This is a genomic window from Oceanobacillus sp. FSL K6-0251 (assembly GCF_038004725.1).
Lineage (GTDB): Bacteria > Bacillota > Bacilli > Bacillales > Amphibacillaceae > Oceanobacillus > Oceanobacillus oncorhynchi.
The window spans coordinates 1468513-1485760 of record NZ_JBBORS010000001.1; the positions used below are offsets into that span (position 1 = coordinate 1468513).

General features: G+C 42.2%; 16 protein-coding genes. 8 read left to right on the forward strand and 8 right to left on the reverse strand.

Annotated elements, in window-relative coordinates:
* Window positions 1–14: 14 nt before the first annotated feature.
* From MKY45_RS07560 to MKY45_RS07570, 3 genes are all read left to right on the forward strand, one after another.
* Window positions 15–1628 (forward strand): ABC transporter permease, encoded by a 1614-nt coding sequence (locus MKY45_RS07560; protein WP_193063181.1) that lies wholly within the window; start codon window positions 15–17, stop codon window positions 1626–1628.
* Between the two features lie 194 nt (window positions 1629–1822).
* Window positions 1823–2131 (forward strand): PadR family transcriptional regulator, encoded by a 309-nt coding sequence (locus MKY45_RS07565; RefSeq protein ID WP_042532745.1) that lies wholly within the window; start codon window positions 1823–1825, stop codon window positions 2129–2131.
* An 18-nt stretch (window positions 2132–2149) separates the two neighbouring features.
* Complete coding sequence (locus MKY45_RS07570) at window positions 2150–3346, forward strand: chromate transporter (protein WP_042532747.1); 1197 nt, start codon at window positions 2150–2152, stop codon at window positions 3344–3346.
* A 62-nt stretch (window positions 3347–3408) separates the two neighbouring features.
* On the opposite strand, the gene MKY45_RS07575 is transcribed toward MKY45_RS07570, so the two are convergent.
* The 8 genes from MKY45_RS07575 to MKY45_RS07610 all read right to left on the reverse strand — a co-directional run bounded on the left by MKY45_RS07575 (window position 3409) and on the right by MKY45_RS07610 (window position 12171).
* On the reverse strand, window positions 3409–4764 hold the full coding sequence (locus MKY45_RS07575) for a sodium/glutamate symporter (RefSeq protein WP_193063183.1): 1356 nt from the start codon (window positions 4762–4764) through the stop codon (window positions 3409–3411).
* Between the two features lie 453 nt (window positions 4765–5217).
* Window positions 5218–5553 carry a thioredoxin family protein gene (locus MKY45_RS07580; RefSeq protein WP_193063185.1) on the reverse strand — a complete coding sequence of 112 codons (336 nt, stop codon included), beginning with the start codon at window positions 5551–5553 and terminating at the stop codon, window positions 5218–5220.
* Between the two features lie 127 nt (window positions 5554–5680).
* Window positions 5681–6442: an SDR family NAD(P)-dependent oxidoreductase gene (locus MKY45_RS07585; RefSeq protein WP_193063187.1), complete on the reverse strand. Its 762-nt coding sequence runs from the start codon at window positions 6440–6442 to the stop codon at window positions 5681–5683.
* A gap of 168 nt (window positions 6443–6610) precedes the next feature.
* Window positions 6611–7519 (reverse strand): Rpn family recombination-promoting nuclease/putative transposase, encoded by a 909-nt coding sequence (locus tag MKY45_RS07590; RefSeq protein ID WP_341172804.1) that lies wholly within the window; start codon window positions 7517–7519, stop codon window positions 6611–6613.
* A 626-nt stretch (window positions 7520–8145) separates the two neighbouring features.
* Complete coding sequence (locus MKY45_RS07595) at window positions 8146–9132, reverse strand: polyprenyl synthetase family protein (RefSeq protein ID WP_193065360.1); 987 nt, start codon at window positions 9130–9132, stop codon at window positions 8146–8148.
* A gap of 63 nt (window positions 9133–9195) precedes the next feature.
* Entirely contained in the window at window positions 9196–9750 is a 555-nt protein-coding gene (locus MKY45_RS07600; protein WP_193065351.1) for a Gx transporter family protein, read from the reverse strand.
* A 55-nt stretch (window positions 9751–9805) separates the two neighbouring features.
* Window positions 9806–10222, reverse strand: coding sequence for a NusG domain II-containing protein (locus MKY45_RS07605; RefSeq protein ID WP_042532757.1), 417 nt, complete (start codon window positions 10220–10222; stop codon window positions 9806–9808).
* A gap of 74 nt (window positions 10223–10296) precedes the next feature.
* Window positions 10297–12171 (reverse strand): FAD-dependent oxidoreductase, encoded by a 1875-nt coding sequence (locus tag MKY45_RS07610; RefSeq protein WP_256705963.1) that lies wholly within the window; start codon window positions 12169–12171, stop codon window positions 10297–10299.
* Window positions 12172–12518: 347 nt separating this feature from the next.
* On the opposite strand from MKY45_RS07610, the gene MKY45_RS07615 reads away from it, so the two are divergent.
* From MKY45_RS07615 to MKY45_RS07635, 5 genes are read left to right on the forward strand one after another with little or no spacing between them, the layout of a single operon-like run.
* Window positions 12519–13571, forward strand: a complete 1053-nt coding sequence (locus MKY45_RS07615) for an FAD:protein FMN transferase (RefSeq protein WP_193065353.1) — start codon at window positions 12519–12521, stop codon at window positions 13569–13571.
* Between the two features lie 19 nt (window positions 13572–13590).
* The gene (gene menA, locus MKY45_RS07620) at window positions 13591–14529 is read left to right on the forward strand and encodes a 1,4-dihydroxy-2-naphthoate polyprenyltransferase (RefSeq protein ID WP_042536098.1); all 939 of its coding nucleotides are present in this window, start codon (window positions 13591–13593) and stop codon (window positions 14527–14529) included.
* 22 nt (window positions 14530–14551) lie between these two features.
* Complete coding sequence (locus MKY45_RS07625) at window positions 14552–15364, forward strand: energy-coupling factor transporter ATPase (protein WP_193065354.1); 813 nt, start codon at window positions 14552–14554, stop codon at window positions 15362–15364.
* Entirely contained in the window at window positions 15355–16212 is an 858-nt protein-coding gene (locus MKY45_RS07630) for an energy-coupling factor transporter ATPase (protein ID WP_445667637.1), read from the forward strand. The genes MKY45_RS07625 and MKY45_RS07630 overlap by 10 nt, the downstream gene beginning before the upstream one ends.
* Window positions 16209–17021, forward strand: coding sequence for an energy-coupling factor transporter transmembrane component T family protein (locus MKY45_RS07635; RefSeq protein WP_256705964.1), 813 nt, complete (start codon window positions 16209–16211; stop codon window positions 17019–17021). The genes MKY45_RS07630 and MKY45_RS07635 overlap by 4 nt, the downstream gene beginning before the upstream one ends.
* Window positions 17022–17248 lie beyond the last annotated feature (227 nt).

Consider the following 17248-nt stretch of genomic DNA (forward strand, 5'->3'; position numbering starts at 1 on the left):
GGAGGTGAAAGGCAATGAAGGAAAAATTTGCACGTTGGGATACCTTGTTTTTACAGTATCTAAAGCGTGATTGGAAAAAGATTATTTTTTGGATTTTGGGAGTAGGTTTATTTTCAGGAGGCTTTGTTCCTGCGTTTGAAGAAATAGCAAAGGGGCAAGGGTTAATAGGAATGTATGAAACACTGCAAAACCCTGCGATGATCTCCATGGTCGGTCCCACACCAATTGAAACGGCAGCGGAATATACATTAGGAGCGATGTATGCACATGAGATGTTATTATTCTGCGGATTATTTGCGATGATTATGTCTGTTCTGCATATTGTAGGTCACACACGTAAAGAGGAAGATCTCAGGCTGACGGAGCTTGTACGCTCTTTTCAAATTGGTAGACAGGCAAATTCGCTTGCAGCAATGGCAGAAGTGATTGTTATTAATGTATTATTGGCGCTTTTTATTAGCGGTCTGTTAATGATTTTTAATGTTGATACGGTTTCTGTCCACGGCTCCATTCTATTTGGAACGTCGATTGGGGTAGCCGGCGTGATTGGAGCAGTCATTGGACTGGTGATGGCGCAAATCATGCCGGCTTCATCCAGTGCCACAGGCTCAAGCTTAGGTTTGGTCGGGCTGCTCTATATTATTCGTGCTGGAACGGATGTATCGAATGTGGATTTATCCATGTTCAATCCGCTCGGCTGGACGTATTTGACTTATCCATTTACAGAGAACAGCTGGCTCCCGATTATTTTTGCCCTGATTTTTAGTGCAGTGATGGTAAGCCTTGCTTTTGCACTGGAAGGCGGGCGTGATATGGGTGCGGGTTACTTGCCTGAAAGAGAAGGCAGAGAGCATGCAAGACGGTCTCTATTATCGGTGCAGGGATTGTTTGCCAAACTGAATAAGGGAGTTATTATTGGCTGGCTGATTGGCTTTGCAGTGATGGGCGCAGCGTACGGCTCCATTTATGGGGATATGCAGACATTTCTGGAAAGTAATGAAATGATGGCGCAAATGTTTGCACAGTCAGGCGTTTCTATTGAAGAATCTTTTACAGGAACAATTATGATGGTCATGATTGTTTTGGTATCTATTCTGCCAATCGTTATTGTGAATAAGCTTTTTGCGGAAGAGAGCCGTTTGCATTTAAGCCAGCTTCACGCTACAAAAGTCACGCGCGGTCAATTTTACTGGACGACAATCGGGTTAGCAATTTTGTCCGGGTTAATTGGAACCTTGCTTGCTGCCGGAGGTCTTGGAGGTACGGCTATCTCCGTTATGGGCGACCATGGTGCGCTCAGCATCGGCGATTTTCTGGCTGCGGGCTATAACTTCTTTCCATCCGTCTTATTCTTTATCGGACTTGCAGCTTTAGCACTTGGATGGGCACCGAAGTTAGGGAAAATAATTTATGCGTATCTTGGTTATTCCTTTATCCTGAATTATTTTGGAGGTATTTTGGATTTACCGGGCTGGTTCTCGAAAACAGCCATCCAAAGCTGGATTCCGCAAATGCCGATGGACCGTTTTGATGCTCCAGTTTTTATGGTTATAACGGGCATTAGTATTGCTTTAATGATAATTGGTTACCTCGGCTATAATAGGCGGGATATGATAGAAGGAGCTTAACCTCTAAAAAATTCATTTAATCTTTGAAAGTCAATTTGTTCCATATGCGGATGGGATAGATTGGCTTTTTCCTGTTTTGTAAAGTTTCTGTAAATTTTTTAGATGATAGATTGAACTGGTTGCGCTTTAATGGTAAATTAATAACGAAATTCGATATCAGGGTTCGATATCAATACTTCAGGGGATGAATCAAATTGGAAGAAAAAATATTAAGAAAGTTATTTTTGGGATTTATTCAAATCCATATACTGCATCATGCAATGGAACACCCGATTTTTGGTGTATGGATGCTGGATGAATTAAGGGAGCATGGATACAAGATAAGTCCAGGAACCTTATATCCGATTCTTCACTCGATGGAAAAGGATGGACTATTGAGTATGGAAGAACGTAATGCAGGCGGGAAAATAAGAAAATATTATACGGCTACCGATAAAGGGCGGACCGTGCTGGAGGAAGCTCGAGAGAAAGCATATGAACTGTTTAAAGAAATTAAAGACTGACAGGGAAGGGTGTACTGGGTGAATCATATTACAACATCAAAAGAGAAATTCAAACTACTATTCGAAATTCTGCTTATTTCTACACGGCTGGGATTGACATCTTTTGGCGGACCGATTGCGCATCTTGGATATTTTCATGAGGCATATGTCCGGAAAAGAAAATGGATGGATGAAAAAAGTTACAGCGACTTAGTTGCACTGTGTCAGTTTTTACCTGGGCCAGCAAGCAGCCAAGTTGGTATTGGTATTGGTGTCATGCGCGGAGGCATCCTCGGGGGGATAATATCTTTTATTGGCTTTACGCTGCCTTCTGTCATAGCGTTGATTATTTTTGCTTTGATCTTACAAGGTTCAGCTATGGAAGAGACTGGGTGGATTCAAGGGTTAAAAATCGTAGCAGTTGTTGTTGTAGCGCATGCGATTTTAGGAATGGCTCAAAAATTGACACCGGATTTAAAGCGCAAATCCATTGCGCTGTTCGCGTTAGTTATCACTTTATTATGGCAAACAGCCTTTACTCAAGTTGGCGTTATTTTATTAGCAGGCCTCATTGGTTATTTGGTATATAAAAATCATGCTGAGAACGAAGAATCGAAATTCGTTTTTCCGATTTCCCGAAAGCTGGGGGGCATTTGTTTATCGCTTTTTTTCGGATTGCTTATTTTGCTTCCGATTTTAAAAGAAGTGACATCTCTGAATTGGATTGCTATGTTTGATAGTTTTTACCGCTCTGGTTCACTTGTTTTCGGCGGCGGACATGTTGTTTTGCCGTTGCTGGAGCGTGAATTTGTACTGACAGGCTGGATGGACGAGACCTCCTTTTTGGCCGGCTATGGGGCGGCACAGGCTGTGCCTGGACCATTATTTACATTTGCTGCATATATTGGCGCTGTTATTAACGGATGGACAGGCGGAGTGTTGGCAACTGCAGCTATCTTTTTGCCGGCATTCTTATTGATTTTAGGTGCGCTGCCATTTTGGAATCAAATCCGTCAAAATCAAAAAATGAAGGGAGCTTTGATGGGAGTAAATGCAGCTGTCGTAGGGATTTTAATTTCGGCTTTTTATCATCCTATTTGGACAAGTGCTATCCTGGGTCCGATTGATTTTGCTTTTGCGGCTATCCTATTTAGTATGCTGGTCTATTGGAAGCTGCCCCCTTGGGTGATTGTTGTGTCCGGGGCGGTTGGAGGCGCACTCCTATCGCATCTATAATGTCCGCAGGAATTTTTAATCCGTATAATTAAAAGTGAAAAAGAAAAAACACATCAAGCATGTCAGCTTGATGTGTTTTGCTGTTTACCTTGACCCCACCAGCCTGCTTTCTTGTAAATCATAATTACAATAGCAGCGCCAAGCAAGAGAACAATTGGAATTACCCAGGTAAACCCAAGTGCGAAAAGAATCGGAGCAAAGGTAACAATAATAATATCAACAGGTGCAACTCCAACATACCCCAGTGCATAGTCTTCCGGTGTCCGGCTTTTCAGTTCCGGATCAACAATTCGTAAAAGGGCAAGTCCCATCGCCACAGTACCTGTACTCCATCCCCAGCCGAAAATAGATTTCTCCAGCCAAAAATCTCTAAATATATTTGGACCGACAAAACGGAAGAGAATATATGCCCACAGTATTCCAAAGGCAAACAATAAAATCAGCGGCAATGCATAATCCATCACGACCGTAATATTGATTGAAGCAATACCAAAAGCAACCAGGAAATCAGTAGCTGTTCCGCCGATACGCTCCATTACTCGCCCGTCAATATATTTATCAGCCTTTAACTGCCGGCTGATGCCCTGAAAGACTAAGCCCAAAATGAAGGCGACGCTGAATAGCGGTATGGACACAGCTGGTATCCATTCTGTCAATAAATTGGTTAACCAGTAAGATATGCCAATTAAAAAAGCGATAATTGCCAGATGGAGAACAAGCGGGTCAATCGAATTGGATGATACCGTTTCTTGTCCCATTGCAGAACGTTTGGAAGCCGGCATTAAACCAGATTTTAGTTCAGAAGGGAGATCCCTAAAGCTTGAAATAAATGTGGTATGTCCGTTTTCCGTACTGCGTTTAATAAGAAAAAGACCTCCTAAAACAGCAACCAGAATTCCTACAGTAGCAGAGGTCATGCCAAGATCCATTGCTTCTTCCCAGCCGGCATGTGCTAACCCTTCTCCTATAGCAGCAGCCGTACCATGTCCGCCTAGAAAACCTGCTCCTAAAATAAGTCCAAACCCATTAGGCAAGTCACTGAAGATAGGGTTTAATAGAAGTAAAGCGAATAGAACGCCTGCGCCCCACATGGATAATGTTAAGATAATGGAGTAGGAGAACATATCACGAACGCGGTGAAATACCTCTGATAATCGCACTTTCGCAGCGCCGATTGGAATCGCTCCAAAAATAACTGCAATCAGCAATGTAGGGTAGCTGCTGAATTGCTCTGAAAAGGGCAGAATACCAACCCCGCTGGGACCAAATGCAAGTCCGAGAAATCCGGCAATCATGCTGGCCGGCAAGAATAGCGATTGAATCCATTTCACTTTTGCCCGTAGGATTGTTCCTGCTAATAGTAATCCTGAAATAATACTAATATCTATCATTAATGACCAAATTGTAAAGTTTTCCATTTCTAATAAAATTCCTCCTTCATTGATGTATATTGAAAAAATAGTTAGGGTTTTGTGCGAAATGTTCGCAAAAAGATGGCTAATTTTTTGGGGGCAGAGAAATAATGTACAGATTTATTATTGTACCATATAAGCAGATTTTTTCCATAGCTAACAGAAAAGAAATAATCTTGATTAAAAGGTAATAAATGGTTTGGATAGGATGTGGTTTTGTCTATGAAGTAAAAAGAAGAGGGTATTATTTAATTAGTGAGTACAGTTAAACAACCGTAACAACGCTTGCTTCAAAGTAGCGGGTGAAATAAATACAATTAGGCGGGTTAACGACTTGAATCACTCAACTGACAGGTCTTTACGATGGGACGAGGAATACCAATAGTTTTCGTCAGGACTGAAATCCCTCGTTCCAACGAAAACTATTGATTTTTTTTTTGGAACATAACCTTGAACCGCTTATTGGGTATACATTTCATACAACTGATCCAGTTTTTCTTCTAATTGTTCAAAACGGACAAAACGGTCCTCCCGGATATATTCTTTGCCGTCTATAATCAAAAGCATGATTGGGACAGTAAAAATCAAGAACTTTTCTGCTACTTCTTCCACCTTGGAAGCATCAATATGTCCCAGGTGGATAAGAGGGTAGTCATCCAGCATTTCGGTTAGCTTTGGCAAAATGGCATGGCATACACTGCAATCCGGTCTGGAAACGAAAAGGAAGCTTAACGCATGATTATTCAAAAATTCTTCAGCCATTTCTATGGTAGTCAGTTCGTATACCTTTTTCATTCTGCGCCTCCTTTGTAACGCTTTTTAGGACTTATACGTTTTCTAATATAATTCAATCAGGTTGATAAAACAAATGCTTTATTCAGTATATAATAAATTTCAATTTTTACGTTTCTATATTTCAATATTAATGGGCGATTTGGCCGCCATCAATCACATAGGTTTGAGCCATCACAAAGCTCGCTTTATCGGATGACAAGTAGAGCACGGTTTCTGCAATTTCATCTGGTGTTGCTGCCCGGTCTGCAGGAACGTTTCCTATCATTTCCTCACGTATTTCGGGATCTTCTAATTTTTCCTTAGCTAGTGGTGTTGCAGTTACTCCGGGTGCTACAGCATTAACGCGTATGCCTTTATCCGCATATTCAATTCCGGCCGCCTTTGTTAACCCGACAACACCGTGTTTAGCAGCAACGTAAGGGGACATATCGGGATCAGCAATCAATCCGGCAACAGAAGCCGTATTGACAATACTTCCGCCGCCTGCTTTAACCATATATTCGAGCTCATACTTCAAGCAAAGGAAAACGCCTTTTAAGTCAACGGCAATCGTTTGGTCAAAATCTTCTTCTGTAGTATCAATAAAAGAAGCAATTTTAGGCAGAATCCCTGCATTGTTAAAGGCACAATCTATTTTCCCAAAGTGACCGGCTGTTTTTTCTACAAGTGATTTTACCTGATCAGCATTGCTCACATCTGTTTTAAAGAAAACCGCATCTCCGCCATTGGCTTTAATTTGTTGAACGACTTTATCGCTATCTTCGTTTATATCGCCAATCGCTATTTTTGCTCCGCGTTCAGCAAATTTTAACGCCGTCGCTTCTCCAATCCCGGAAGCTGCTCCGGTAATTAATACAACCTTGCCTTCAAAATCTTTTTCCTGAGCCATACGTATCCTCCTCAAAAATTCGTTAATCCTTTATAAATTCCCGTATTTCTTTAAAGTTATGCATCGTTAAATGAAAGACTGTACATGACATGCAAAACGCTTCCCCTGTAAAGACGGAGGAAGCGTTTTGTAATGCTGATATAGGATTTTTCGCAAAGAATTAATTCTTTATTTTTTAGTAAGTTTTTTAATCTCTTCTTTGCTTAATTTTGTGATCTCTGCGATTTGGTTGATCGGCATTCCTATTGCTATCAATTCTAAAGCTATTTCTTGATTTCGCTTTTTTATCCCTTCCTCTATTCCTTCCTGCTTTCCTTTCTCCAATCCTCTCTCAAAATAAGAATTCGGCAGCTGCAAAACCATGTCTTTTTCCTCCTCCGGTAAGTTCTCCATTTGCTCCATCATTTGTGCTTCCTCCTCTTTGTTTAGTTTTAAATAAGTCTCGAAATAACCATACAGGAATTCCATTTGTGCCGGGTTGATTTTCATCCGGGTGATCATGCGCAGAAACTCCAGCTTTACCTGAACCCGCTCATGCGCTTCATACCCCATTTGACTGAGCAATGCTGCGGCGGCCGGGTTGTCTGATTGAATATATGCTCTCCAGTCTTTCTTGATTAAGTGTAATTGTAAAAAGTTAAATTGAAGTACGTCTTGGGTGGGGGTATCGATTCTGAATTGCGTCGGTTCTTCTTTTTCCCTATTATAACTCAAAACAGCGATGGGTTGAATGGGTTTGCGGTGTTTGGCGTAAAGGTAAGAAAAATAGAGAAACATTCTTTCAGGGAAGTCCGCTTCATGCGTTGATTGTGCTTCGGTATGAATATGCAGGATTTTGTCTTCGTGATTCAGCTTTACTTCGGCGAGGACATCTATTTCCTTCTTGCGGCCATTGATATAGTCTAGATATACTTCTTGCTCAAGGAAGGACACGTTGGAGAAGTCAATGTGAGGGTGGAGATTGGGGAAAAAAGCTTCGATAAACTCTTCAAAAAACTCTTGTATCAGCTTTTTCGTCAGCCGCTCATGCTTCATGTAGTCTGCTTCTTCTTCGTAAATAACCGGGAATGTAAACAATAGGACACTTCCTTTCTTTGAATTGTCTTTATTTTACCAATCATTTACAAATAAAGCTATATAAATTGAAATTAATAGCTACCGCTACAGAAAAACACTACGCTTTCCGTGGGCCCCGAGCTCATCTCCTTTAAAGAAGACTTGCTGATTGGCAAGCCATCAGGCGCAGACAGAAGCAAAGTCGCACTTATGCCCCGCGGGTAGAAAAAAAGAAGTTCGCTTTTTTTCTGCGGGGTCTTCCCTCCGCGCTTTCCCACGACGGACAGGACGTCCTAGTGTCGGTCGTTGGTCACAGGACGTGACCGTTCTTAGCCGACCAGGAGTCTCCGTGTTTTTCTTCCGGGACTGGGACTGCGGTTACTCGCCCCACCGAAAACCATTGCGATTACTCGCCCCATCAAAAACCGTCGCTGGTTACTGTTTTCAATCATTATTTCGTGATTTTTATAAGAAAAATAAAGTGAATTTCTTACTTCAATTTATATAGTCTTATTTTAGATGATTTTCAGCTAAACTGTAATAAACCTTCATTTTATCAGTACTCTCGCAAGTCCCGACACCTATAGTTTTTATTTTATTATAGATAACGGTTTGGAAAATTACTATGCAAGTTTCATTGCAGGCCATTATATTTTCCGCTCCAACAGCATCGCAGTCAATTCATACAAGGTCTCTTTATAATCCCCGACCGGCAGTTTGTTTAAGGATTTTAATGCCTTGTCTGTATACTTCAGAGCAAGCCACCTGGATTTTTCTATGCCTTTTGTTTTTTCGACAATAGCTAATATCTCCATTAATTCTTCATCTGTTAAATCAGCTTTCTTATCTAAATAAGGATGTAATTGCTCTGGCTGTTCACGTAATGCGTAAATCAGCGGCAGGGTATACACGCCTTGACGAATATCTGCAAGCGTAGGTTTTCGCATGGTGTTGAAATCACCTTTAAAGTCTAGTATGTCATCGATAATCTGAAAGGCCATGCCAATATAGTGCCCCATATTCCAGGCGAGCATGGTCTGCCTTCGTGTTGCTTGACTGGTCACTGCTCCTGAATAGCAGCTGACAGCAAAGAGCTGCGCGGTTTTTCCGGAAATACGCGTTAAATAATCTTTGATGCTGGTTCCCTTTTGGTAGCGCGCATGGAGCTGATCCAGTTCCCCTGTGAGAATCTTTTCCATACTGCGCGCATTAAACTCAAGATGTGCTAATGTGCGCGCGTACTTAGATAAAATAGTAAAACAGACACAAAATAAATAATCACCGGAATAGATGGCAAATTGATTGCCCTGCTGGGTATGGATGGTTGGATTTCCGTGACGGAAGTCTGCTTCATCAATGACATCATCATGGATCAGAGTGGCCATATGCAAGGTTTCCAGTGCTGCGGCAACGGCTATCGACCTTTCTTTTTCCTGATGTGTTACGTCCCCAATCTGGGAACATAGAAGCGTATAGGCAGGACGCAATAATTTTCCTCCTGAATAGACCAAATCCTTAATTGTAGCTTCGATTTGTTTATCGTGGATTTGCAGGTGAGATTCAATCACCTGTAAAACGGATTGTAAATCAGATTGTAAACGGGGATAAGGTTCCCACATTGGATGAACAGGAATAGCTGGAATCGCCATCATGATAACCTCCATTTAACGAGCATAAGGATTTTTCTGTAGCCAAAGCTATGATACTTGATTGGGTTGCGTATATTTCATTTCTTGCAGGTCCCGGTAATAGTCCAGTTTTTCTACGTGATTTAATAAATAATTAGCTGCCAGACCCATGGCAATGCCTGATAAAATCCCGAATAAAGATAAAACTGGGAGGTAGAGAAGTACCGTCCATGTTTGGGCAATCCAGCTGGCAATCGTTAATTGTCCAATATTATGCAGAATAGCGCCGGCTACGCTGACTCCAATCAAGCTGATTCGGGATGGTCCGAGCTTTTTTACTCCACACATGCCGATAAAGCTTAATATGGCGCCGGCCGCACTATACATAAAAGAGGAGAGTGTACCTCCCAAGAGGGTAGCAAGGATAATCCGTATCATCACAACCTTAGACGCATCTTTTGTAGAGAGCGTGTATAACGCCATGCACGTAATAATATTCGCTAAACCGATTTTTGCACCTGGAGCGATGGCAAAAGGGGAGGGGACGGCTCTTTCTACTAAACTGATAATGACTGCCTGCGCAGCTAATAATGCAATGTATACAAGACGCTGGTTATTTGTCATCGCCAGACCCTCCCAATCTATTTCCGAACGTGTATATAAGCTGCTCAAAATTGATTTAAGAGCTGATAATCATATCTTCTGTTTCCCCGCTGTCTGATTGAATCTCGACTACAAGCTTATGAGGCAGGCAGACAATCGTCTGTCCCGGCCTGGAAATATAGCCAGTTCGCACACAGATTTGGTCAGAGCAGGTAGCACTTTTGATATGAATGCGTTCATTGTCTACTTCAATAATGTTATTGTCATGATCGGATACCTCAATCTCAATTTCTCTGGTTTCGGTATTCCCTGTCAGCTGGATTTCTTCTACAATTTCATTATCTACTGTAATCACCGCAACGTTTACTGAATCTTCTTCAGCATATTGTGACTGCTGTAAAACAAAGATGCCAATAGGGAGAAAAGATAGAAGAACCAACAGGATAACAAGAATAACATCCCAAGGTTTCAGCATATGATAGAAATCCTTCATGCCCATCCCCCCTTATAGCTCATTCAGTAAATATTGACTCATCTCCCCGGCAAAAGCCGGGCTGCCCGATGTTTTTATTCACGATCTTTATAGATAGCCTGCTCTTTTCCATACCAGAATCTTCTCAGTGTTCTTTGCAGCCATGGAACAGCCCAGTAATCTAAACCAATGGAACGTCCGGAACCATTCATTAAGGCGATAGAAGCAGGGAGTGCCCAGATTTGATCCCAGCCGAGCATTGCGGATAAAGTAAACATCATCAGGAATCCGGCACTTGCAGCACTGGCAAGCCAAGTGAAAAGGCCGAATACAATAGCAAGGCCGATGAATAACTCAATGAAAGCCATAACCTTCTGCATAAAGATAGCTACTTCCGGTGTCGGCAGCATAATCTGCATAAACCATTCAAAAATACCTGGCATATCACTTAAAATAGGAGTGGCCCATTCTGCACCGCCATCTACCGCTTCACTTGCACTGCTGGTGGTTGTTTGCAGCCATTCAAATGGCATGTTCACGCTGTTCCCGGTCAGCCAGGAATCTTCTCCGAGTCCCTGAAATAATCGAGAAATACCTGCAGAGCCTGAGGTGACTTCACCCCAAACAGATTCTCCCCAAATTTTAGAGGCTGCTTCATCGAGCCAAAAACCGCCGACAAATAATCGCAATGGCAAGCTCCACAAAACATTTCCATATCTGGTAATTGTATCTCTGAAAATGTTGCGCTTATCCTTGGTTTGGAAAAATTCATGCATAATATAATGAAACATATAATAGCCGCTTCGTATCCCGAAGAAATAATACAGGTTAACCAAGTGCTTCATCAGATTAGCCAGCCAGCCGCTTAAACGCAGCCCCATTAAATTCGCCACACCATATCTGGCTCCGATGGAAACCATCGTGCCATGGTATTTCCCTTCAAATGCTTCTTTTTGGCCATTATCGATTTCCGCAATAATGGATTTAGCTGCTGTCACACCTGTCTGTTCGGCCGCTTCGACAATTTGCGGCGTCGGCTTGCCTTCCTCTTCTTCAAAATAGGCTAAGTCGCCGATAACATAGACGTTCTCCAAGTTTTCTGCTTCCATATATTCATTTACTTTCAGACGTCCTGCTCTGGCAGTCGGCATACCGTAATCTTCTGTATCCGAATTTGCCTTGACCCCGGCTGTCCAAATCAATGTGTGTGTGGAAAGGGTTTCACCTGATTTAAATACGACGGCGTCTTCTTTCACCTCCACGATTGGTGAATTTTTAAGCAATGTCACGCCTTTTTTATTTAAATACTTTTCTGCTTTATCTGCACTTTTTCGGTCCAGCATATTTAAAATAGAGGAGGCCGCTTCGACTACATACAGCTGAATTTCTTCTTCGTCCAGTTTATTTTCCTTTGCTAAACGGTATTTCCACTCGATAAGCTCTCCAATCATTTCAATACCGGTAAAGCCGGAACCGCAAACTGTAAAGGTGAGCATGGCACGGCGTTTTTCCGGGTCATGTTCTAATGCTGCCCGTTTGACGACATCCTCTAAATGATGCCGGATGCGAATCGCATCTTCCCAGGACCAGAGGGTAAAGCCGTTCTCTTTTACACCTGGTGTACCAAAGTCGTTTGCTTCGCCGCCCATCCCGAGAATAAGGTAGTCATAAGCGAATTCACCGTGTTCCGTGGTGACGGTCTTCGTATCATGATCGACGTTGGTAACATTGTCTGTGACGAGTTTCACTTTGGTGCGGTTAAATAATTTTCGTAAATCAAATAGAATAGCAGATGGTTCTACCCGGTGTGCAGCTACTTCATGTAATTCTGTCATCATGGTGTGATAGGAATGTCGATCTATCAGAGTAATAGAAACAGAATCATCACGTTTGTATTTTTTGGCCAGCTTCTTAGCTGCATGCACCCCTGCGTAGCCGGCGCCAATAATAACAATATTTTTCTCCGCCATTGTATTCACTCCTTTGTAATCAAAATAGATAATGTTAACTTTGTGAACTGTTGAACAATTCCATTCTAACATATTCATAAAAAAAGTCTATAGATTTGATAAATAGTTCACAAATTAAAAATAAAATATCAAATAATCAGGTGTGTCATTTTCATGACAAAATCCCTGGTAATAATAGATTTGTTTGTGTTTTTTATAGACATAATACGAAATAAATTATACAATAAACATGTAATATTTGTGAAATTATTCACAATTAAAATTATGTAAATATTTGTGAATTAAATCACATGAAAGTAATTATTATGGTGTTTATTAACATTCACAAGGGCGAGGGAGGTATGAAAATGAAGAAACAAATTGGTATCTCACTGATGCTGCTGATGCTGATTATTGCAGGCTGTTCTAAAAATGCCGATTCATCAAGCGATGCATCATCATTAATTAGCAATCCATATAGTGAGACAGAATTTTTACTGGGAACAGTTATCACGATAAAGGTGTATGACAAGGATAAAGAGTCGGCGTTAGATAAGGTGTTTGACCGAATTGAAGTATTGGAACAGCAAATGACTGCCAATGAAGCTGGGTCGGAAGTGGCTGAAATCAATGAACAGGCCGGAAAAGACCCTGTCGAGGTGTCAGAGGATGTATGGCAGGTGATTAAGCAAGGAAAGGATTACAGTGAATTGGCAGAGGGCTCCTTTGATATTGCTGTCGGTCCATTAACCAGCCTTTGGAATATCGGGATGGATGATGCAAGAAAACCGTTGCAGGAGGAAATTGATGACATACTGCCGTTGATTGATTATGAAAAAATAGAACTCGATGAAGCAGAGCAAAGCGTGATGCTGACAGAATCCAGTATGCGGTTAGACCTGGGAGCAATTGCGAAGGGTTATATTGCTGATGAAGTCATAGAACTGTTAGAGGAGGAAGGGGTCACCACTGCTGTGGTTGATTTAGGAGGCAATATATATGTTATGGGGAACCAGACATCAGGTGATCCCTGGGTTGTTGGTGTTCAAAATCCATTCTTGCCAATGGGAGAAACTGTTGGCAGATTGACTGCTTCGAATCAGTCTATCGTTACTTCTGGTATTTATGAACGTTTTTTAGAAGTGGGGGGTGAAATCTATCATCATTTATTAAATCCGCAGACTGGCTATCCGTTTGAAGGAGAGCTTGCCAGTGTTTCGGTTATCAGTGAGCATTCAATTGACGGGGATGCACTTTCGACACTGCTATATTCAAAAGGGTTAGAGGAAGGATTGGACTTTATTCAACAGATGCAGGATGCAGAAGCCATCTTTGTGACAAAGGACAAAAATGTTTATATCACCGATGGATTAGCCGGCAATTTTGAACTGACAGATGAGGAATTTACGTTAATAGAATAGGTGAGGGGAGCGGGCTATGATGACACTGCCTACGTTTTTAAAGCTGGTAGAAATTCGCACAAAGTTAGCTAGTTTATTTCCGTTTTTAATTGGACTATTATTTGTTATCTATCGTTATGATATGTTTGAACCGCTAAACACAGCTATTTTCTTTAGTGCCATGCTGCTGTTTGATTTAACTACAACGGCTATCAATAATTACATGGATTATAAGAAGGCATTAAGTGATGACTATCGCAGACAATCCAATATTATCGGACAGGAAAATATCCCTGAAAAGAGAGTGGTGGCCACGATTATTACCATGCTGGCGATAGCTTCACTATTAGGGATTTGGCTGGTATTTCGTACGGATTTATTTGTGCTGGTTATTGGCATGCTTTGTTTTGCGATTGGTATCTTTTATACATTTGGACCGATTCCGCTGTCCCGTATGCCGCTTGGAGAGGTGTTTTCCGGTGTGACGATGGGATTTGGCATTACGTTTCTAGCTATCTATGTCAATGCCGCTAATCAGGGAATAGCCCATTTAGGCTGGACCGGACGCATGATTACCTTTGAAATGGATGTCCTGCTGCTGCTGGAGATTTTCCTGGTCTCGCTCCCCTGTATACTGACCATTGCGAATATCATGCTGGCAAATAATATCTGTGATCTGGAAGAGGATATTGCCAATAAGCGTTTTACCCTGCCTTATTATATCGGCAGAAAGCATGCTTTGTTATTATTCCATCTGCTTTATGTACTCACATTTGCAGCGATTGTAACTGCTGTGCTGCTTCAGGTGCTGCCTGTCTATGCCTTGCTTGTATGCCTGGTGCTGATTCCAATCACGAAAAGCATCAGACGGTTTAGACAAAAGCAGAGTAAGCTGGAAACTTTTCCGTTATCTTTGAAAAATATGATGCTCGTAAATGGAACGATGGCGATTACCTTGCTTGTATCCGTCATTTTGTAATCTTAGAGAGAGGGGTGGAGAAATGTCAACGCCTTGTGTCAACGTAGAAAATGTCTTTTTTCATTATAATCTGCAAAAGCAGGAGGAAACGATAGCAGACCTTTCCTTTACCGCAGAACAAGGAGAGTGGCTGGCTGTTGTCGGGCATAATGGTTCGGGAAAATCAACCTTAGCCAGTTTGCTGGTTGGTCTGCGCGCGCCCTCCTCAGGAAGCATTTATATTAATGGAATCGAGCTGACAGAGGAATCCAAGTGGGAGCTTCGCAGTCATATCGGATTAGTATTTCAAAACCCGGAAAACCAATTTATTGGAACAACCGTAAAAGACGACGTGGCATTCGCCTTGGAAAATCAGAACATGCCTTATCATGAAATGAAGCAGCGGGTAAATCGTGCGTTGGAAATGGTTGGAATGAGCCGCTATGCAGATCATGACCCTTCCCGTTTATCTGGAGGACAGAAGCAGCGCGTCGCTATTGCCGGACTTTTAGCGTTACAGCCTGCCATTATTGTATTAGACGAGGCCATGGTGATGCTTGACCCTAAAAGCAGACAGGAATTCATGCGTTTTTTACATGATTTGCGAAAACAGCAGCAGCTGACCATTATTTCGATAACCCATGATATGAATGAAGCGGAAGCCGCGGATAGAATGCTGGTTTTAAAGAAAGGCAGAGTGAAGGAAATAGACAGACCTGCCCAGATTTTTCAAAGAGAGGATTGGCTGGATGTTCCTTTTATAGAAGCATTGAGAAGAAAATTAAAAGAACGGGGCAGTGCCGTACCTGACCAATATATGACAGAGCAGGAAATGATGCGATGGCTATGCAGATAAATTTACAGGAAGTAACCGCAGATTATCAAGCAGGTCCGATTCGCAGCCCGGAGATATTAAAGTCAATTAGTACAACGATAAAGTCAGGCTCCTTTACAGCTGTAGTCGGCCAGACCGGTTCCGGAAAATCAAGCTTATTGAAGCTGATGAATGGATTGCTCCTTCCGAAAAAAGGGGAGGTAGCTGTCGGCGAACTAACAATTACGCTGGAAAATGCGAAGCAATCCGTAAAAGAAGCACGGCGAAAAGTGGGGATGGTTTTTCAATTCCCAGAATCCCAGCTGTTTGCAGAAACGGTGGAAAAAGATATTATGTTCGGACCGATGAATTTTGGAGTGCCTGAAGCAGAGGCGAAGCATATTGCTCTAGAGGTTATTGGGCGTGTCGGTTTAGATGCATCTATTTTGTCGAAGTCACCATTCTCTTTGTCCGGCGGTCAAAAACGGTATGTGGCGATGGCGGGAATATTGGCCATGCGTCCAGATATTCTTGTTTTAGATGAACCTGGTGCCGGGCTGGATCCAAAAGGGAAGAAAGAAGTGATGGACCTGATCCATGCCTGGCATAAAGAGCGCGGGTTAACAACGTTGCTGGTTACCCATGATATGGATGATGCAGCTTATTATGCAGACGAAGTTATCGTGATGGAGGAAGGCAGAATAGTTTTTCAGGGGGAGCATGAGCATTTATTTGCCGATGTATCTGCGGTTCATCAATGGGGACTGGAATTGCCGCAGGCCAGAAAGCTGCAGGTAAAGCTGGAGCAGGAAGCGGGCGTTACCTTGCCACAGGTTTGTCTGACGCTGGATCAGCTGGCAGATGCTTTAATAGAGGCGGGATTAGCATGAACAAATTAATCTTAGGACGTTATTTCCCTGGCGATTCACTGCTTCATCGTATTGATCCCAGAGCTAAACTAATCGCAGGGATTTCTTTTATTTTTATCTTATTTATTGCCAACAATTGGCTCACCTATCTGGTGCTGTGGCTTTTTACCTTTACGATGATGAAGATTTCCAGAGTCTCCCTCCGCATCTATATTCGCGGTGTCCGGCCGCTGATATGGCTGATTTTATTTACCGTGCTGTTACAGGTAATGTTTACGGCAGGGGGCGAAATATATATCGATTGGGGACCAATTACCATTTCATCCTTTGGTTTAATCAATGGGGTATACATTTTTAGCCGCTTTGCCATGATTATTTTTGTATCGACAGTCATTACTTTAACCACGAAGCCAATTGATTTGACAGATGCGATTAATTATCTGCTTCAACCTTTGAAACGGCTCAAACTGCCGGTCGACGAAATATCACTCATGCTGTCGATAGCGCTTCGTTTTATTCCCATTATACTGGACGAAACGCAGAAAGTGCTGGATGCACAGCGTGCCAGAGGGATTGTATTTGGCGAAGGGTCACTGCTTCAGCAGATGAAGAAAATCGTTCCGATGTTTGTTCCATTGTTCGTCAGCTCCCTGGTCAGGGCAGAGGATATGGCGAATGCGATGGAGGTAAGAGGCTACCAGTCCAATCAACCAAGATCCTCCTTTCGACGCTTGCATTGGCGGAAGGGAGATACGTTCACTCTTTTTGCCATGGTGCTGCTGTCGGTTATCCTGATCGTATTACGGACAGAGGGGCATCACTTTCATTGATAGATGGATTGGTGTCATTTTTAGAAAAGAAGGTTACACGAAAACGTCTCTTCTCTGATTTTTGAACAGGGAGGAGACAGTATGATGGAATAAAGAAAAAACGCAATAAGAACGGCCGATTTTTCTACTATTTAAAAAAGCGGACAAGCTTTGACTTGGCCGCTTTTTTAGCGAGGTATCTGTTTATTTAATTTGAATCGGGGAGGGGGAACAGGACGCATCCTGTT